This window comes from Bradyrhizobium sp. cf659, from assembly GCF_900113725.1.
Taxonomy (GTDB): Bacteria; Pseudomonadota; Alphaproteobacteria; order Rhizobiales; family Xanthobacteraceae; genus Bradyrhizobium.
The window spans coordinates 240,812-258,078 of sequence record NZ_FOQJ01000004.1; the positions used below are offsets into that span (position 1 = coordinate 240,812).

16 protein-coding genes are annotated in these 17,267 nt (G+C 65.5%); 7 read left to right on the forward strand and 9 right to left on the reverse strand.

Features of this window, described 5'->3' with window-relative positions; all coding sequences use genetic code 11:
• Nucleotides 1–7: 7 nt before the first annotated feature.
• Both BM118_RS20205 and BM118_RS20210 read right to left on the reverse strand, forming a co-directional pair.
• On the reverse strand, nucleotides 8–1,201 hold the full coding sequence (locus tag BM118_RS20205; protein ID WP_092187242.1) for an alpha-D-ribose 1-methylphosphonate 5-triphosphate diphosphatase: 1,194 nt from the start codon (nucleotides 1,199–1,201) through the stop codon (nucleotides 8–10).
• Nucleotides 1,198–1,857: an LbetaH domain-containing protein gene (locus BM118_RS20210; RefSeq protein ID WP_177234491.1), complete on the reverse strand. Its 660-nt coding sequence runs from the start codon at nucleotides 1,855–1,857 to the stop codon at nucleotides 1,198–1,200. The genes BM118_RS20205 and BM118_RS20210 overlap by 4 nt, the downstream gene beginning before the upstream one ends.
• 173 nt (nucleotides 1,858–2,030) lie before the next feature.
• Here BM118_RS20210 and phnC point away from each other — a divergent pair, with 173 nt between their 5' ends.
• From phnC to phnE (BM118_RS20230), 4 genes are all read left to right on the forward strand, one after another.
• Nucleotides 2,031–2,840 (forward strand): phosphonate ABC transporter ATP-binding protein, encoded by an 810-nt coding sequence (gene phnC / locus BM118_RS20215; protein ID WP_092187244.1) that lies wholly within the window; start codon nucleotides 2,031–2,033, stop codon nucleotides 2,838–2,840.
• A 64-nt stretch (nucleotides 2,841–2,904) separates the two neighbouring features.
• Nucleotides 2,905–3,840 carry a phosphonate ABC transporter substrate-binding protein gene (gene phnD / locus BM118_RS20220; protein ID WP_092187245.1) on the forward strand — a complete coding sequence of 312 codons (936 nt, stop codon included), beginning with the start codon at nucleotides 2,905–2,907 and terminating at the stop codon, nucleotides 3,838–3,840.
• Nucleotides 3,841–3,915: 75 nt separating this feature from the next.
• On the forward strand, nucleotides 3,916–4,800 hold the full coding sequence (gene phnE / locus BM118_RS20225; protein WP_092187246.1) for a phosphonate ABC transporter, permease protein PhnE: 885 nt from the start codon (nucleotides 3,916–3,918) through the stop codon (nucleotides 4,798–4,800).
• 83 nt (nucleotides 4,801–4,883) lie between these two features.
• The gene (gene phnE / locus BM118_RS20230; protein WP_441299759.1) at nucleotides 4,884–5,645 is read left to right on the forward strand and encodes a phosphonate ABC transporter, permease protein PhnE; all 762 of its coding nucleotides are present in this window, start codon (nucleotides 4,884–4,886) and stop codon (nucleotides 5,643–5,645) included.
• Nucleotides 5,646–5,707: 62 nt separating this feature from the next.
• Here the strand turns inward: phnE (BM118_RS20230) and BM118_RS20235 are convergent, their stop codons facing one another.
• Nucleotides 5,708–7,267, reverse strand: a complete 1,560-nt coding sequence (locus tag BM118_RS20235) for a winged helix-turn-helix domain-containing tetratricopeptide repeat protein (protein ID WP_092187248.1) — start codon at nucleotides 7,265–7,267, stop codon at nucleotides 5,708–5,710.
• An 828-nt stretch (nucleotides 7,268–8,095) separates the two neighbouring features.
• Between BM118_RS20235 and pcaB the strand changes: the two genes are divergently transcribed.
• Both pcaB and BM118_RS20250 read left to right on the forward strand, forming a co-directional pair.
• Complete coding sequence (gene pcaB / locus BM118_RS20245) at nucleotides 8,096–9,457, forward strand: 3-carboxy-cis,cis-muconate cycloisomerase (RefSeq protein ID WP_092187250.1); 1,362 nt, start codon at nucleotides 8,096–8,098, stop codon at nucleotides 9,455–9,457.
• A gap of 113 nt (nucleotides 9,458–9,570) precedes the next feature.
• The gene (locus BM118_RS20250; protein WP_092187251.1) at nucleotides 9,571–10,827 is read left to right on the forward strand and encodes an aminopeptidase; all 1,257 of its coding nucleotides are present in this window, start codon (nucleotides 9,571–9,573) and stop codon (nucleotides 10,825–10,827) included.
• Between the two features lie 156 nt (nucleotides 10,828–10,983).
• Here BM118_RS20250 and BM118_RS20255 read toward each other — a convergent pair whose 3' ends face one another.
• Nucleotides 10,984–11,538, reverse strand: a complete 555-nt coding sequence (locus tag BM118_RS20255) for a Clp protease/crotonase-like domain-containing protein (RefSeq protein WP_092187573.1) — start codon at nucleotides 11,536–11,538, stop codon at nucleotides 10,984–10,986.
• 237 nt (nucleotides 11,539–11,775) lie between these two features.
• Here BM118_RS20255 and BM118_RS20260 point away from each other — a divergent pair, with 237 nt between their 5' ends.
• On the forward strand, nucleotides 11,776–12,231 hold the full coding sequence (locus BM118_RS20260) for a cupin domain-containing protein (RefSeq protein ID WP_092187252.1): 456 nt from the start codon (nucleotides 11,776–11,778) through the stop codon (nucleotides 12,229–12,231).
• A 106-nt stretch (nucleotides 12,232–12,337) separates the two neighbouring features.
• On the opposite strand, the gene BM118_RS20265 is transcribed toward BM118_RS20260, so the two are convergent.
• The 5 genes from BM118_RS20265 to BM118_RS20285 form a co-directional block, all read right to left on the reverse strand.
• Nucleotides 12,338–13,390 (reverse strand): amidohydrolase family protein, encoded by a 1,053-nt coding sequence (locus tag BM118_RS20265; RefSeq protein ID WP_092187253.1) that lies wholly within the window; start codon nucleotides 13,388–13,390, stop codon nucleotides 12,338–12,340.
• A 112-nt stretch (nucleotides 13,391–13,502) separates the two neighbouring features.
• On the reverse strand, nucleotides 13,503–14,024 hold the full coding sequence (locus BM118_RS20270) for a hypothetical protein (protein WP_177234492.1): 522 nt from the start codon (nucleotides 14,022–14,024) through the stop codon (nucleotides 13,503–13,505).
• Nucleotides 14,025–14,089: 65 nt separating this feature from the next.
• Nucleotides 14,090–14,905 carry an MBL fold metallo-hydrolase gene (locus BM118_RS20275; RefSeq protein WP_092187254.1) on the reverse strand — a complete coding sequence of 272 codons (816 nt, stop codon included), beginning with the start codon at nucleotides 14,903–14,905 and terminating at the stop codon, nucleotides 14,090–14,092.
• Nucleotides 14,906–14,996: 91 nt separating this feature from the next.
• Nucleotides 14,997–16,511, reverse strand: coding sequence for a permease (locus BM118_RS20280; protein ID WP_092187255.1), 1,515 nt, complete (start codon nucleotides 16,509–16,511; stop codon nucleotides 14,997–14,999).
• The gene (locus tag BM118_RS20285) at nucleotides 16,508–17,257 is read right to left on the reverse strand and encodes an ABC transporter ATP-binding protein (protein WP_177234556.1); all 750 of its coding nucleotides are present in this window, start codon (nucleotides 17,255–17,257) and stop codon (nucleotides 16,508–16,510) included. The genes BM118_RS20280 and BM118_RS20285 overlap by 4 nt, the downstream gene beginning before the upstream one ends.
• Nucleotides 17,258–17,267: the final 10 nt, after the last annotated feature.

The window sequence follows — 17,267 nt, forward strand, 5'->3', positions numbered from 1 at the left end:
AACCGGTTTATGCCGCGACGACAGCCTCGCGCGGCGCTGCCGCCGCGCTGAGCAGTCGTGTCGCATCGGTAAGATGCACGAGCTTTCCGCCTGCGACCACCGCGACCAGCCGCGGCCGCAGCGGCACGGTGTCGTCGACCAGCAGGATGTCGGCGCGGCGTCCTGCGGCGAGGATGCCGCGATCGGCAAGGCCGGTGGCGCGCGCCGGCCCCGCGGAGACCAGGCTCCAGGCCTCCGTCAGCGGCAACACGCCATCGGCGGCGAGGCGGAACGCGGCGAGCAGCTGTGCGGGATAGTAATAATCCGACGCCAGCACCGAGCAGAGCCCTTTTGCAATCATGTCGGATGCCCTGGTCCAGCCGGTGTGGCTGCCGCCACGCACGACGTTCGGCGCGCCATAGACGATGGCATCGCCATGGCTCGCCGCCGCCCGCGCCGTCTCCTCGTTGATCGGAAACTCGGCGATCATTGCGCCGAGCTCGCGAAACTCCTGGCGCATCGCGGGTGTCGCATCGTCATGCGAGAGCATCCGCACGTCCGCCGCGCGGGCAGCCGCCGCGAGCCGCGAAACGGAGGCCGGAACGTCGGCGGCGCGCGAGATCACGCGGTCGACCAGCCTGTCAAAATCCTCGCTGGACAAGCCGGTGCGCTCCACCATGCGGTTGCGCTTGCGCGGCTTGGCCATGTCGGCGACGGTGCCGTCCATGTGGTCGTTGAAGGCGAACAGGTCGACGCGCCCCTCGGCGAGCCATTGGGCGATCTCGGTTTCGGCATCGAGATTGTAGGTCTCGTGCCGCAGATGGAAGCGGGTGTCGGCGGCAAATTGCGGACGCTGCCGCTCGATCGCCTCCATCAGGCCGCGCGCATTGTCGGCGCTGCGCAGGCCCGGCTCCCACGAGCAGGTCGTGGCGTGAAACACGGTGGTGATGCCGTTGCTGATCGCCTGGCGGTCACTGTCGGCGAGCGCGACGTCGATCGGGAAGTCCACGCCGGCGCGCGGCATCATCTGCCGCTCGAAGGCATCGCCATGCAGATCGACGATTCCCGGCAGCACCAGCAGATTGCGTGCGTCGATCGCGAGCCGAGCCCGGCCGCGGGAGGCGTCGACCTGTGCGATGTCCGTTCCGGACACGCCGAGTGAAGCCTCGACCAACTCGGTGCCGATCAGGGCCCGGCCGCCCTCGAGGAAAATGTCTGTCACGCGACCGCGCTTCGTTTATTGGCAGGGGAGTGTGCCCGTGCTTCATACGTGGAGAGAAAATCTTCAATCCCCAGCTTGCGGAAATCGGGCAGCGCTTCACGCAATTTGTCGTGATCCCAGTCCCACCAGGCGAGCCGTGCAAGCCGTCCGGCGATCTCTTCCGAGAAGCGGCGCCGCACGATGCGCGCGGGATTGCCGGCGACGATGGTGTAGGCCGGCACGTCCTTGGTGACGATGGCGCCGGCCGCGATCACCGCGCCGGTGCCGATGTTGCGGCCCGGCAGCACGATCGCGCCATGGCCGATCCAGACGTCGTGGCCGATATGGACGTGATGCTGGCGCCGCCAGTCGAAGAAATCGGTGTCGTCACTCTCGCCTTCGAAATAGGCGCTGGAACGGTAGGTAAAGTGCGCCTGTGTCGCGCGATGCATCGGATGATTGCCGGGGTTGATGCGCGTCATTGCCGCGATCGAGCAGAATTTTCCGATGGTCGCGTAGGTGATCTGGGAATCGTTCACGACATAGGAGTAATCGCCCATGCTGACTTCATGGAGGATCGTGCGCGCGCCGACCTCGGTATAGGCACCGAGCCTGGTCTCATGCAGCTTGGCCGAGGGATCGATGGTCGGGTGGACTGAAAGGGCTTTGTCGGCCATGTTGCATCCAAAGCGCGAGGGCGGGCGTTCCTCTTCGAGCGGCTCGATGACAATGTCATGACGCAGCGATGACAGGGGATGAGGTGTGTTGGATCGCCGCACCGCAACCTGCATGTCACACAAGTGTCAAGCGTCGGCGTTAGCGGTGGGTCCCAGCTACTCTGGAGCCCTGCATGCTGGTGGTTGAAGGTCTGACGTGCCGCTTTGGCGCAAAAGCCGCGGTGGACGACGCTTCGTTTCAAATTTCCCCCGGCGGATTCGTCGGCGTGATCGGACGATCCGGCGCCGGCAAGTCGACCTTGCTCCGGACCATCAACCGCCTCGTGACGCCGACGCAGGGACGCATCCTGTTCGACGGCATCGACGTCACCGCGCTGCGCGGCAAGGAGCTGCGGCAGTGGCGGGCGCGCTCGGCGATGATCTTTCAGCAATTCAACCTCGTCGGCCGGCTCGATGTTCTCACCAACGTCCTGATGGGGCGCCTCGCGACGATGCCGGCCTGGCGCTCGTTGGCGCAGGTCTGGCCCGAGCAGGACAAGGCGCTGGCGATGTCGGCGCTCGAGCAGTTCGACATCGCCGCGCTCGCCGCCCAGCGCGCCGACCAGCTCTCCGGCGGCCAGCAGCAGCGCGTCGCGATCGCCCGCGCGCTGGTGCAGCAGCCCGACATCATCCTCGCCGACGAGCCGATCGCTTCGCTCGACCCGCGCAACACCAAGATCGTGATGGATGCGCTGCTGCGCATCAACAAGCATTTCGGCATCACCGTGATCTGCAACCTGCATTCGCTCGACCTGGCGCGCAGCTATTGCGACCGCCTGATCGGCATGGCGCAGGGCCGTGTGGTGTTCGATGGCGCGCCGTCTGCGCTGACCGATCACGTCGCGCGCGAACTTTACGACCTCGAAGCCACCGACGTCATGGGCGGCACGCCGGTGCCGGCGCCCGAAGGCATTCCGGCGCTCGGAACGGCGGCCGCCGCCTGAGCCGCATCGCTTCTGTAGTTGCCAGTTTTTGCGTCAACCGACCCCAACCGATGAAGAGGGTATCATGATCACTCGCAGATTACTTCTTGCCGGCGCCGCTGCGCTCGCGTTCACGACTTCAGCCTCCGCCGACGACTGGAAAGCCAAATATCCCGAGCTGACCTTCGCGGTCATTCCGGCGGAAAACGCCTCGGGCGTTACCGAACGCTGGGCGCCGTTCATGAGCTATCTCTCCAAGGAATTGGGCGTGAAGGTCACGCTGCGCATCGCCAACGACTACGCCGCCGTGATCGAAGGCCAACGCGCCGGCAATATCCATATCGCCAGCTACGGCTCGGCCTCGTTCGCCCGCGCCCGCCTGACCGGCGTCAAGACCGACGCCTTTGCCAACGACATCAACGCCGACGGCTCGACCGGCTACTATTCGGTGTTCTTCGTCAAGGCGAACAGCCCCTACAAGAGTGTCGATCAGCTCAAGGGCAAGAACCTCGGCCTCGTCGACCCGAATTCGACGTCCGGCAACAACGTGCCGCGCTTCGAGCTCGACAAGATGGGCATCGCGGATGCCGACACCTATTTCAGCAAGGTCGTCTTCACCGGCAGCCATGAGAACGCGATCCTGGCGCTGGCGCAGGGCACGGTCGACGTTGCGGCCAACCAGTGGACCAGCGACGACGATTCGACGCTGGCGCAGATGCTGACCAAGGGCATGCTGAAGAATGCCGACGGCTCGCCGATGAAGAAGGACGATTTCCGCATCATCCACAAGTCGGCGCCGATCATCAACGGCCCCTATGCCTATAATTCGGACCTGCCTGATGACGCCAAGGCGGCGATCGCGAAGGCGTTCTTCGACGCGCCGGCCAAGGACAAGGCGGCCTTCGACCGCCTCCAGGACGGCCAGAAGAAGGGTTTTCATCCCGCCACCACCAAGGACTGGGATGGCACGATCGAGCTGATCAAGTTCGTCGATGCACTGCGTAAGAAGAAGGCGTCCTGAGTTTCGGGACGAGCTACTTGAGCCGGGTCGATGGACCCGGCTCTTTCTCTTTGATCGGCCACTTTTCCTGGACAGATGACCGTCGCGGTTTCGATCCTGCCTGAGCAGCAACTGGCTGCGCTGAACGCCGCTTATCATCAGGCGGTCGCGCGCAGGCGGCTCCGTCTCTTGCTCGGAGTTGTGGTGTTCGCCGCCGCGCTGCTTCTTGCCGCGATCGGCGCCGAAGTTAACCTGCGTACGTTCTTCACCTATTTCGGCAACTTCGTCAGCTATTTCGATCGCATCCTCACGCTCGACAATGGCCAGCGGGTCTGGACCGATGTCGGCGAGTGGCTGTGGGGCTGGCGCAAATGGCTGAGGATGCTGGGTGAGACGCTGCTGATCAGCTATGTCGGCACGCTGGTCGGCGCGACCTTCGCCTTCGTCCTGAACTTCTTCGCGGCGGAAAACACCTCGCCCGCGCCCTGGCTGCGCTTTACGGTGCGGCGCCTGCTCGAGTTCGCCCGCACCGTCCCGGGCATCGTCTTCGCGCTGATCTTCGTGATCGCCTTCGGGCTCGGGCCGATGGCCGGCGTGCTGGCGATCGCGATCCATTCCACCGGCGCACTCGGAAAGCTGTTCTCCGAGATCGTCGAGAATGCCGACATGAAGCCGGTCGAGGGCATCCGCTCCACCGGCGCAAGCTGGCTGTCGTGCATGCGCTTTGCCGTCGTGCCGCAGGTGACCGCGGGCTACGCCAGCTACGCGCTGCTGCGCTTCGAGATCAATGTTCGCGAAGCCTCCGTGATGGGCTTTGTCGGTGCCGGCGGCATCGGCCAGGAGCTTGTCGTCGCGATCCGCAAATTCTACTATTCGGACGTCAGCGCCATCCTGCTCACCATCATCGTCACCGTCTTCGTCATCGACATCACCACCGGCTGGCTGCGCGGCCGCCTGTTCGGCAAGGAGGCGCGGACGTGACGCAGCGGCGAGAGGTCGACACCGCGCAGCTTCGCGCGCGCTATCCCGACGTGTTCGACCGGCCCGCTTCGGCGCGGCTCGCAATGCCGGCGATGATCGTCGCGGCGTTCGCGATCCTGATCTACGGCCTCGTGGATCTCGACTTCTCGCCGTCGCGCTTCCTCGCCGGCCTCAGCCAGCTCGGCTGGATCAGCCTGATGATGATCCCGCCCGATCCCGGCACCTCGCTGCCGATCTATCTGAAGGCGCTCGGCGAGACGCTGTCGATCGCCCTGCTCGGCACGACGCTCGCGGCGGTGTTCGCGCTGCCGGTCAGCCTGCTCGCCGCCCGCAACGTCGTGCCGTCGAACATCCTGCGCTTTCCGATCCGCCGTTTCCTGGATTCGATCCGCGGCGTCGACACGCTGATCTGGGCGCTGGTGTGGATCAACGTGGTCGGGCTCGGCCCCTTCGCCGGCGTGCTCGCCATCGCGGTGTCGGATTTCGGCGCGTTCGGAAAGCTGTTCTCGGAGGCGATCGAGGGCGCCGACCAGAAGCAGGTCGAGGGCATCCGCGCCTCCGGCGGCAGTGCGCTGCACGAGATCCGCTTCGGCCTGTTGCCGCAGGTCCTGCCCGTGATTGCCGGCCAGGTGCTCTATTTCATCGAGTCCAACACCCGCTCGGCCACCATCATCGGCATCGTCGGCGCCGGCGGCATCGGCCTCCAGCTCGCCGAGCAGATCCGCGTGCTGGAATGGCAGAGGGTATCGTTCCTGATCCTGATGATCCTGGTCGCGGTCGCCGCGATCGATTTCATCTCGGGCAAGCTCCGTTTCGCCATCATCGGAAGGCGCGCGGTCGCTTAGGTTGTTCTCTATCCCTTCGCCTCTTGTGGGAGAGGGCGCACTGTCAATGCTGCGCGAGATGTCTACTCCATCCCCGCGCGCCGCAATCCTTCCAGATAATGCTCGCGGTCCCGCTCCAGCAGCATCGGCAGCTCGCTTGTGATCCAGGCGAGCGAGATGCCGGGCTGGGCGCGGCGCAAGCCTTCCAGCGCGGACGCGGCAAGGGCCGGATCACCCAACATGCCGGCGGCCGCCGTCAGCACGCGATGTGCGCCGACGAAATCGGCGCGCTGCCGCATCGATTCGCGCGCCATCTGCATGCTTGCCTCGTAATTGCGGCCGATGAACTGGGCGTAGGCGGCGACCCCGCAATAGATCGCCGCAAGCGGATCGCGCGGGCTCAGCCGCAGCGCGCGGCGCGCGGCGGCATCGCCGTCCTGCCATCGTCCCGCGTAGCACAGCGTGACGCCATAGAAGGCGTGCGCCATCGCGAAATTCGGGTTGAGCCTCAAGGCCAGCTCGAACTCCGCCAGCGCGTCGTCGAAGCGGCGGCGGAACAGGTAGGTATAGGCGAGGCCGTGATGGGCCCAGGCGTCCTCGCGATCGGCCTCCACCGCCGCAAGCGCCGCGCGTTCGGCGACCGGTACGGTCGCGGCCATGTCGGCCCAGCCCATATGCGCGCCGAAGATATGGCTGGTCGCGAGCAGGCCCAGCGCCTTGCCATAAGCGGGATCGATCGCGACGGCCTTCTCGAGCAGCCCTTGCGCGGCCGCATTGTCCTCGCGGGTGATGCGCCAGTAATGCGACAATGCGCGCATCACGAGGTCCCAGGCATCCAGGCTGCCCGGCGGCTTCTGCCCGGCGCGAAAGCTCTCGGCCGTATAGAGCTGCGGCTCGATCGCGGCGACGATCGCCTCGGTGATGTCGTCCTGCACGGCGAAGATGTCGGCAAGCTCGCGGTCGTAGCGTTCGGCCCAGAGATGGCTGCCGGTCGAGACGTCGTTGAGCTGGGCCGAGATGCGCACGCGCTCGCCGCTCCGCCGCACGCTGCCTTCGACCACGTAGCGCACGCCGAGCTCGCGCGCGACCTCGTGGATGTGCACGGCGCGGCCCTTGTAGACGAAGGAGGAATTGCGCGCGACGACGAAGAACCAGCGCAGCTTCGACAGCGCGGTGATGATGTCCTCGCTGATGCCGTCGGAGAAATAGTCCTGCTCGCGGTCACCGCTCATATTGGTGAAGGGCAGCACGGCGATGGCGGGCCGCTCGGGCAGCGCGAGCGCCGTCTGCGGCGCCTGTATCCACCGGCCGGGCTCCGGCATGGCCGCTGCGAGCTTGGTCTCGACATCGCCGACGAAGCGAAATCCCTTGCGCGCGATGGTGCGGATCAGCGCCTGGCTCGCGCCGCTGTCGCCGACCGCCTTGCGTGCCGCATTGATCCGGCTGGTCAGGGTGGATTCGGAGACGCTGCGCCCGTGCCAGATCTTGTCGATCAGCTCGTCCTTGCTTACCACCCGGTCGCGGTTTTCCATGAGATGGACGACGAGGTCGAAAACCTGCGGTTCCACGGAAATGGGAACCTGCTCGCGGCTCAGCTCGCGCCGGTCGGTGTCGAGAAGGTGATCCCGGAACAGGAACTGCACGTCGAAAACTCAGACCTCACAACGACATCGGACAATGATGAAATCAAATCCATTTCGACTCGAAGTCTGTGAGTCCGTCGAAGGGCCCGCCCGGTTCACCACAATCGCGTGATGGCAGCCATGCGGATTTCGAGGAGGAATACAACCTGAAAGAGAATGTAGCGCCTCTGGTCAGATTGTCGCGGTCTGAACCCCTGTTTCTCCTTTGGCACAATTGATCGCCGTCATCCCCGCGCAACGGCGAAGCCGTTGTCGCTGGAGGCGCCGGAGCGCAGCGGAGGCCTCGAAGGACGGACGACCCGGCTGCATCCCGGCCGTTCATCCTTCGAGGCTCCGCGTGCGCTGCTTCGCATCGCGCGCTTCGCACCTCAGGATGACGGTTCGAATAGCAACGCAGCCCGCATGTCACTGTGCCCATGCAGGCCACAACTGCAGAATCATTACGGGCAGGGATGGCGCCTGCCGTCATTGCGAACGCATCGAAGCAATCCGGAATCGTTCCGCGGCGGCAGCTTGGATTGCTTCGTCGCAAGAGCTCCTCGCAATGACGGCGTTGAGGCCGCGTGAGATATCTCCCCGACGTCGTCCTGGCGAAGGCCAGGACCCATACCGCGGAATCTATCGATTGGGGGCGGTAGGAGTCCCGCACATGGAGTCTTCGCCAATTGCTTCCTGGGGTAATCGCGACGAGCGCAGGGCGCTCGCGCGGAGGTCCTGGCTTTCGCCGGGACGACATCGAGTGTGTGTCGAACAGTGAATGTCGATTGCTCCGCTTGATATCCCGCGTAAGCTGCCGACACACAAGACAACAGCCACGAAGAAACGCCCATGCCCGCTTTTCACGCCTCGACCACCGTGCTCGACTCCATGCTGTTCCGTGACGCCTTCGGCACGCCGCAGATGCGGGAGGTGTTTTCCGATGTCGCGCTGGTTGCGCGCTATGCCGAGGTCGAGGTGGCGCTGGCGAAGGCGGAGGCCAAATGCGGGGTGATCCCGCAGGATGCCGCCGACCAGATCGCGGCACGGACCGACGTCGCCGCGCTCGATTTCGACCTGTTGCGGCAGGAGACCGACATCGTCGGCTATCCGATCCTCCCCTTGGTGCACCAGATGGTGAAGCAATGCGGCGATGCCGGCCGCTACGTGCATTGGGGCGCGACCACGCAGGACATCATGGATACCGCCGTGGTGCTGCAATTGCGTGCTGCCCTCGAGATCGTCGAGCGCGACATTGCGGAGCTGCGAAAGATTCTCGCCGATCTCTCCAAGCGCCATCGCGACACGCCGATGGCGGGGCGCACCCACCTCCAGCAGGCGCTGCCGGTCACCTTCGGCTACAAGACCGCGATCTGGCTCGCGATGTTCGACCGTCACGCCGAGCGTCTGGCGCAATTGAAGCCCCGCGTGCTGGTCGGCCAGTTCGCCGGCGCCGCCGGCACGCTGGCTTCGCTCGGCGACAAGGGCTTTGAGGTGCAGGAGGCGCTCTGCACCGAGCTGAAGCTCGGCGTTCCCGCCTCGACCTGGCACGTCGCCCGCGACGGCTTCGCCGAGGCCGTGAACTTCCTCGCGCTCGTCACCGGCTCTCTCGGCAAGATCGCGCTCGACATCATGATCATGGCCTCGACCGAGTTCGCCGAAGTCTACGAGCCCTTCGTCAAGGGCCGCGGCGCCTCCTCGACCATGCCGCAGAAGCGCAACCCGATCTCCTCGGAACTGATGCTGGCGGCGTCCAAGGCGGTGCGCCAGCATGCGGGCCTGATGCTGGATGCGATGGTGCAGGATTTCGAGCGCGCCACCGGCCCCTGGCACGCCGAATGGATGGCGATCCCCGAGAGTTTCGTGCTGACCGCCGGGGCGCTGTACCAGGCGAAGTTCGCGCTCGCGGGCCTCATCGTCGACGAGGCGAAGATGAACGACAATCTCGCCATCAGCCGGGGCCTGATTGTGGCCGAAGCGGTCATGATGGGGCTTGCGCCGCAGATCGGGCGGCAGGAGGCGCATGACGTGGTCTATGACGCCTGCCGGCTCGCCAACGAGAAGGGTTTGACGCTGGCGGACGCGCTCTCGTCCGACTCGCGCGTCTCTGCCAGAATCGACCGCGCCACGATCGACGCGCTCACTTCACCGAAAAATTACCTAGGCCTTGCTCCCGCCATGGTCGACCGGGTGCTGAAATCGGCAACGCGTTGAAAACCAAGATGCGTGAAACTGCGTATCTTTCCCACCTCGCAAGACGCTCGCATACTTGTGTCTCGCGATGCTAGACTTAGATTGAACGAGAGACTTTCGGCAGAGGACCCGGCATGACCGATCAACGCATCACCTCCACTCCCATCGATCCCGCGAAACTCGACCGGCTGGCCGAGGTGGCGGTGAAGGTGGGCCTGGGCTTGCGGCCGGGACAGGATCTGCTCCTGACGGCGCCCGCGATTGCGCTGCCGCTGGTGCGGCGGATCGCCGTGCATGCCTACAAGGCCGGCGCCGGTATCGTGACGCCGATCCTGTCGGACGAGGAGATGACGCTGGCGCGTTACCGCCACGGTCACGACAACAGTTTCGATCGCGCCGCCGGCTGGCTCTATGAAGGCATGGCCAAGGCATTCTCCGACAACACCGCGCGGCTCGCCATCGTCGGCGACAATCCGATGCTGCTGTCGGGCGAAGATCCGTCCAAGGTGGCGCGCGCCAGCAAGGCCAACTCGATGGCCTATCAGCCGGCACTGGAAAAGATCGTCAATTTCGACACCAACTGGAACATCATCGCCTATCCGAGCCCGTCCTGGGCCAAGCAGGTATTCCCCAACGATCCCGAAGACATTGCGATCGGCAAGCTCGCGGATGCGATCTTTGCGGCCTCCCGCGTCGATCGCGAGGACGCGATGGCCAATTGGGCGAGCCACAATGCGGTGCTGCGTGAACGCACCAACTGGCTCAACGGCCAGTGTTTCCGCGCCTTACAGTACTCGGGACCTGGCACCGACCTCACCATCGGGCTTGCCGACGGCCATGAATGGGAGGGCGGCGCTTCTCTGTCCAAGAACGGTATCAGCTGCAACGCCAACATCCCGACCGAAGAGGTCTTCACCACGCCGCATTGCCGCCGCGTCTATGGTCATGTCGTAAGCTCGAAGCCGCTGTCCTACCAGGGCACGCTGATCGACAACATCGCGGTGCGCTTCGAGGACGGCAAGATCGTCGACGCGAAGGCCTCGCGCGGCGCCGAGGTGCTGAACAAGGTGCTCGACACCGACGAGGGCGCGCGCCGTCTCGGCGAGGTGGCGCTGGTGCCGCATTCCTCGCCGATCTCGCAGAGCGGGCTGTTGTTCTACAACACGCTGTTCGACGAGAACGCGGCCTCGCACATCGCGCTCGGCCAGTGCTACTCGAAATGCTTCGTCAACGGTGCCCAGCTCACGCCGCAGCAGATCGCCGCGCAAGGCGGCAACCAGAGCCTGATCCATATCGACTGGATGATCGGCTCGGCCGAGACCGACATCGACGGCATCCTCGCCGACGGCAGCAAGGTGCCGGTGTTCCGCAAGGGCGAGTGGGCGAAGTAAGGCGTCTTGCGGTCCATCCTTCGAGACGCCCGCCGCCGGCGGGCTCCTCAGGATGAGGTCGCGTTTCGCGGCGAGATTCTAGACCCTCATGGTGAGAAGCGCCGCCCTACGGCGCGTCTCGAACCATGAAGGCCGAGCACGTACCCTCAAAGCCCCTCACGCCGCCGCGTTGCGCAGCATCGGGTTGTTGTCGATGCTGAAGCGGTTGAAAAGCGTCGTGAACGGGCTGCCGTCGGTGGCCCGCACGATGGCATCGGAAGCAGCCACCGCCTCGTAGAGCGCACCGACCGGATCGTCCGGCTCGGGCAGGTCGAGGGCCTTGCGGATTTCCTCGCGGGCCTCGTTGACCTCGTCCTCGTCGTCGAGGGTCGCCTCCAGCGCATCCGCCGCGCGCCGCATCTCTGCGAGGTCGCCGCCCGTGGAGAATTTGAGGATGTCGAGCCAGTAGGGGCGGGCGACGACGAGCTGGATGAAGGTCTCGAACGTAGCAGCGATAATTCCTGCGCGGCCCTCCGATGACACGTAGAGCACATTCTGCGACGGCAGCAGCACGAACGCGCCGCCGGAGCCGTCACTGCCGATCTGGCGGGGGCTTTCGATGCCGTCGACGGTGAACCAGGGCTCCTCGTCCGGCGTGAAGGAGATATCAAGGCCCCCGAGCCGGGCCACGACCTGGCTGTTGGCTGTCAGAACCTCGGGCGTGAGGGGCATCAGCACGGCTCCTTTCCGTCACTTCGCGCATTTTGTCGCACCCTGGAAAAGATGGGTTCATGTGCACGAATTTGCAGGGGAATCGCCGCGTTAGCTGCTTCGCACATGCAACTTGCGGCTGATTGTCGAGGCCTGCGTAAGAAAGAATTAAAAGCCGATCACTAGCGTTGCTAACATCATTGGAAACAATCCGGGCCCCAACCTGGGGCCAAACCTATTTTTTCCCTGAGGAAACAGATGTCGCGCGCAATGATTGAAATCGGCAGTAGCAATGTGGATCTCGAGCTGCGGCCGATCGAGCCGTCCTGGATCATCGAGGGCAATCCGGTGTCGCGCTCGCACATCCTGTCCACCAGCGCGGACGGTACCGCCTCGACCATCATCTGGTCCTGCACCGAAGGGCGCTTCAACTGGTACTACGACATCGACGAGACGATCATGATCATGGAAGGATCGATCGTGCTCGAAAGCGACGGCATGCCGCCGAAGCGCTACGGCCCCGGCGACGTCATCTTCTTCCGCGACGGCGCGCATGCCAAATGGCATGTCGAAGGCCACGTCAAGAAGATCGCCTTCTGCCGCAAGACCAATCCGGTCATGATCGGCTTCCTGATCCGCGTCGTCAACAAGCTCAAGCGGATGTTCGTCTCCACCGGCGAGCGCCGTCCCGCCTCGCTGATGGGTGCCGGCTAGCGCCTGGCCGGACAACAACGTTTCAAGGACGCTTCCCAGCGGCCACGACGAAGAGGGGTCGGGATCAACATCCCGGCCCCTCTTCTCGTCATGACGGCAAATCTTGTCATGACGGCAAGTCGAGCCGGTAGACATCGGTCGCGGTCTGCGAGAACAGCGCGGTCTTCTCGGCCTCGCTCAGCGGCGCCGCGATGCGCTTGAAGGCGTTGAAGATCACCTGGTAGCTGCACTGGCCCTTGTCCGGCGGAAAATTGCTCTCGAACATCGCGCGTCTTGCGCCGAACGCCTCGATGCAGGTCTCGACATAGGGCCGCCAGGCCGCGGCAAGCTCCTCGGATGACGGCGGCCTCTCGCGCAGATGGAAATCGTAGCCCAGCAGGCACATCGCGAGGCCGCCGAGCTTCACCACCACGTTCTCGCATTTGGCGATCTCGCGGATCGAGGCGCGCCATTGCGGAAACACCTCCTCGCGCCGCCCTGCAAAGCGGCCGACGCCGGCCGGACCGCCGCAATGGTCGAGCACGATCTTGGTGTCGGGGAAGGCGCGTGCGAGCTCGGTCAGCTCGCCGATCTGCGGATGGAACAGCCAGGCATCGAAGCTGAGGTTCAGCGGCGCCAGGCAGGCAAAACCCTTGCGGAAGGTCGGATCCTGCAGCAGTCCCTTCGGCCGGTTCGCATACATGCCGGCGACGACAGGATCCTGGTCCCAGGCCGAGGAATGCCGGATGCCGCGGAAACGGCCGTTGCCCGCCGCGATCTCGGCTTCCAGCACCGGCCTGGCGGCGTCGCCCAGCAGCAGGTTCGCATGGCTGACGATGCCGGCGCAGATCGCCGCCGTGCCGTAAGCACCGCTTGCGCTCATCGCGGCGACGCCGTTGGCGAACTCGACTTCGCCGACGGGCCGGAACGCCTCGGGCCCGTGCGCGCGATACATCGAGCGGCAGTCGACATAGACGGTGGCGATGATGTTGTGGCCGGAGCCGATGTCGGCCGCCATCTCCTCGATCAGGTAGCGGTGCCCGCGATTCCAGAGATGGTGATGGGGATCGACGATCGGCCGCGAGGGATCGATGATCTCCTCCTGATGCAGCGCGAGCCAGTCCTCGCGCGGCTCGACGAATAGCCCGCTCGTGTTGGCGGGTAGACCACTTGCAGCCATCGGCGTTCGCTCCCGTTTTGTTTTTATGCCGGGAGCCTAGCATCTCGTCTGTGCGTACAGCAGCGCGCGCCGCGCAACCTCGCCCTTCATCGCGAGCACAACGGCGCGGTCGTCAGCCCTTGCGCCGCTTCGCCCTCACATCGACCACCAGCCGCCAGTCAGACGCCGCGGCCGGCTTGACCTCGCCGAGCCAATGGAAGGCGTCGCCGGTGATCTCCGTAAAACTCCAGCGCGTCAGGTCGCCGGACTCGGTGGTGCCTTCCTGCACGATGTCATCGCCATTTGGGCGGCCGATCTGCTGGCGGAACACGCTGCGGCCGGGATCGAACCAGGAGATCCGCCACGCGGATATGGAGGGGTCATAGACCCGCAGCGTCGTGCCGTACCAGTTGCCGGCGATCGGAAAGGCCGGGCTGCCGGTGCGACGTGGAATGATCCAGACGTCCTGGACCGCGCGGCCTTCCAGCACCCAGCCGAAATGGATTTCGCCGGGGGCGACGTGTTTCGTTCCATCGGGGCCGCGGGCGGTGATCTCGGCATCCCAGTCCCCGACGAAGCGGCCGTAAAGCTGGAGCGCTGTGGCGTGCTCGGGGTTTGGTCCATCCGCGTGCAACAATCGCGCAAAGTCGGTCATGTCGATCTCCTGTTGCGGGGAGATCAGCACCAAAGCGCGACAGCCGGCTTGGAGAAAATTGCGCCTCAGACGCCGTCGAGGATGATCACCGTCGGCTTCGACGGCAGCGCATCGCGCGACATCCGGAAGGAGCGCTCGAGGCGCCGGTCGATCTCGAACTGCTGGCCGATCCGGCGCATGAAATCGTCGAGCGGGGTGGCGAAACGGTGCATCGGCAGCACCACGGAGGAGCGCAGCCGTTTGGTGATCTCGGAGATGCCGTCCAGCGACATGGTGTAGGTGCCGTCGATCGGTACCATCACGATGTCGAGCCGCCCGATCTGGGCGAAATGGCTGTCGTCGAGCTTGTGGTGGAGGTGGCCGAGATGGCCGATGCAGAGGCCGGCGACCTCGAAGATGAAGATCGAATTGCCGTCGCGGATCATGTCGGTGCCGGCATCGTCGCCGAAATAGCGGCGGATGTCGGTCGTGACGTTGCGGACGAAGGTGTCGCCGATGCGTTCCGACACGATGGCCGGCTTGCCGTCCTCGCTCCAGCCATGCAGCACATGGGGAATGCGCTTGTCGGGGAAGAGCGTGTAGTGGGTACTGTGGGCCCGGTTCATGGTGGCCACATCGGGCAGCCGGCCGACCTGATAGGCGCCGCTATAGTCGGTCGCGATGCGCAAGCCGCCGGGCGTGTCGATGGTGTAGGTGGAATGGCCGGCATAGGTGATCTCGACCTCGGCCGCGCCAGTCGCCTGCCGGAAGGCGACCGGCACGGCGCGCGGCGCGGTGTTGGCCATCGCCAGGCACTCGCTGCGTTGCGGCTGCTGCTGGGCGAAGGTAGGCGAGAGGAACGCGCCGAACAGCGCCAGAGCCGCCGAAACAAGTCGCCACATATCCGTCCCCGATGACTTCAGGGGAAAGTCTAGCGTGCAATGCAGCGCGAGGCCAATGGGCTGCGATCAACAGCGCGTCAGTGTCGCACCCTCACTCCCGCCGCGGGCTGAATTTCCAGGTGATGGCGACGAGGCTCGCGGTGATCAGGCCACTGATGAGGCCGGCGAGGGGCAGCGCGGCGGTCGCGGCCCAGCCGATCGAGGAGAAGGCTTCGGCGAAGGTCGCAAGCCGCGAGGAGGTCTGGCGGCGGCGGAATTGGCTGCGCCGGGCCTGCACCCGGAACCAGAGCTGGATCGCGGTCGCGGAGGCCGCGCTGATGATGATCGCAACGGCACTGACCGCAGCCTGGATCGGCGAGGCAAACGCCAGCGCCGCGACCAGCGGGCAGAAGATGGCCGCGATCGCGATCAGCACCACCTCGATCTTGGCGCGGATGACGCTGGACGGCGTCAGCGGCGCGGTCGCGACCAGGTCGGGGGCGTCCTCGCCCGAGATCGTCAGCCAGGCCAGCCCGCCGGCGAGCTGTCCCGCCGCCATCACGATCACAGGCGAGATCAGCGTCAGTGCGGCAGAGCGGTCGGCGAAGCTGCGCCAGAGCAGCAGCGCCGGCGGCACCAGATAGAGCAGCTGCATCAGGGTCTGCGAGATCAGCCAGGGATCGCGCCAGAGCAGCGAAAATTCCTTGCGGCGCAGCGCCTGTTGCCGCGATCCGCCGCGGAACGGCCGCTGCTTCGCGCGTCGGCGGCCGGACGTGCCGTACGCCGCGGCATCGATCGCGGTGTCGGCAAAGCGGCCCGAGAAGATCGCCATGACGCTGCCCAGCAGCACCAGCCCGAGCGCGAGAAGCAGGAGCAGTGCCTCGCTGTCACCCATGACTGCCCGCGCCGGCCACCACCAGATACTGTCGAGGTCGGGGGCGTGTTCGGCAAAGGTGCCGGAGGTCAGGATGGTGATGCGCGACAGCGTGCCATAGGACATGATCGCGGCGACCTGGAGCGCGATCACGAAGCCGGCGCCGATGATGGCGGCGAGGATCTGCGCCACGAAGCGCGTCCGCGCCGGGCCGATCAGGCGAAACAGCAGGATGGTGACGGCAATCGCGATCGCCGCAGCCGACAGGCCCATCGCGACCACGACGCCGAACGCCGCAAGCCAGCGCGGTCCGCCGCCGATCACCAGCACGTCGATGAAGGGTGTCGAGAACAACAGCGCCAGCACCGTGACGGCGAGCGCGATCGCGGCGATGCGCACCGAGAACAGGTTGGCCAGCGTCGCCGGCGAGGACATGATCAGATCGAGATCGGCGCGGGCATAAAACACCCGCGTCACCGATTCGATCGCCTGCGACAGCATCAAGGTCCAGGCCAGAAAGATCGTTGCCGTGATCACGATCAGCGAGGATTTGTCGAGCGGCAGTTGCAGGTCGGCGAGGCGGCCGATCACCGCCCAGGCCGGCACGTGCAGGAGCGCTGCGAAGAGAAGCAGGCCGATGACGGCGGCGCGCGTCCGCTTGCGCCGGCCGCCGGTCATCACGGCGAGCCATTCGCGCCAGGCAAGCCGGAGCTCGTGGCGGGCAAACCAGGACAGCGCAGTCGCCGAGCTCATGCGGCTTCCTGGAGCGTCACCAGCGCGATGAAGAGATCTTCCAGGCTGGTGTCGGCATGGCCGTTCTGCTGGCGCAGCTCGGTGAGCGTGCCTTCGGCGACCAGGCGGCCCGAGGCGATCACGCCGATGCGGTCGGCCATGCGCTCGGCAACCTCGAGAATATGCGTGGTCATGATCACGGTGCAGCCGGCGCGGACGCGCTCGCTCAGGAGGCCCTTCACGTGGCGGGCGGAGACGGCATCCAGCCCCGTCAGCGGCTCGTCGAGGATGATGAGGCGGGGATCGTGCACCAGCGCGCCGGCCAGCGCCACCTTCTGGCGCATGCCCTTGGAAAAGCCCTCGCAGCGTTCGTGCCGGTGCGCCTCGAGCCCGAGCGAGCCGAGCAGCCCCTCGGCGACCGGTTCCGAGACGGATGGCGCGATGCCCCAGAGCCCGGCGACGAATTCGAGATATTCGAGCGGGGTGAGCTTGTCATAGATCATCGGCTCGTCGGACACCCATGCCATCACCTGCTTGGCGGCGACGGGGTTTTCCAGCGCATCGATGCCGAAGATCGAGACCGCGCCGGCGTCGGGCCGCAAGAGGCCCGCAACCATGCGCAAAGTGGTGGTCTTGCCGGCGCCGTTGGGGCCGACCAGGGCGTAGAATTCACCGGCGTGAATTGTGAGGTCGAGGCCATCGACCGCCAGACGGTCAAAACGCTTCGTTAACCCTCGGACTTCGAGCGCCGAGCTGTCCGGCTTCATGACGGCCACA

Excerpts from the sequence above, each read along its gene's own strand:
- BM118_RS20210 (WP_177234491.1), bottom strand. The coding sequence starts at position 1,857 with ATGGCCGACAAAGCCCTTTCAGTCCACCCGACCATCGATCCCTCGGCC.
- phnC (WP_092187244.1), top strand. The coding sequence starts at position 2,031 with ATGCTGGTGGTTGAAGGTCTGACGTGCCGCTTTGGCGCAAAAGCCGCG.
- phnD (WP_092187245.1), top strand. The coding sequence starts at position 2,905 with ATGATCACTCGCAGATTACTTCTTGCCGGCGCCGCTGCGCTCGCGTTC.
- phnE (WP_092187246.1), top strand. The coding sequence starts at position 3,916 with ATGACCGTCGCGGTTTCGATCCTGCCTGAGCAGCAACTGGCTGCGCTG.
- phnE (WP_441299759.1), top strand. The coding sequence starts at position 4,884 with ATGCCGGCGATGATCGTCGCGGCGTTCGCGATCCTGATCTACGGCCTC.
- pcaB (WP_092187250.1), top strand. The coding sequence starts at position 8,096 with ATGCCCGCTTTTCACGCCTCGACCACCGTGCTCGACTCCATGCTGTTC.
- BM118_RS20250 (WP_092187251.1), top strand. The coding sequence starts at position 9,571 with ATGACCGATCAACGCATCACCTCCACTCCCATCGATCCCGCGAAACTC.
- BM118_RS20255 (WP_092187573.1), bottom strand. The coding sequence starts at position 11,538 with ATGCCCCTCACGCCCGAGGTTCTGACAGCCAACAGCCAGGTCGTGGCC.
- BM118_RS20260 (WP_092187252.1), top strand. The coding sequence starts at position 11,776 with ATGTCGCGCGCAATGATTGAAATCGGCAGTAGCAATGTGGATCTCGAG.
- BM118_RS20265 (WP_092187253.1), bottom strand. The coding sequence starts at position 13,390 with ATGGCTGCAAGTGGTCTACCCGCCAACACGAGCGGGCTATTCGTCGAG.
- BM118_RS20270 (WP_177234492.1), bottom strand. The coding sequence starts at position 14,024 with ATGACCGACTTTGCGCGATTGTTGCACGCGGATGGACCAAACCCCGAG.
- BM118_RS20275 (WP_092187254.1), bottom strand. The coding sequence starts at position 14,905 with ATGTGGCGACTTGTTTCGGCGGCTCTGGCGCTGTTCGGCGCGTTCCTC.
- BM118_RS20280 (WP_092187255.1), bottom strand. The coding sequence starts at position 16,511 with ATGAGCTCGGCGACTGCGCTGTCCTGGTTTGCCCGCCACGAGCTCCGG.
- BM118_RS20285 (WP_177234556.1), bottom strand. The coding sequence starts at position 17,257 with ATGAAGCCGGACAGCTCGGCGCTCGAAGTCCGAGGGTTAACGAAGCGT.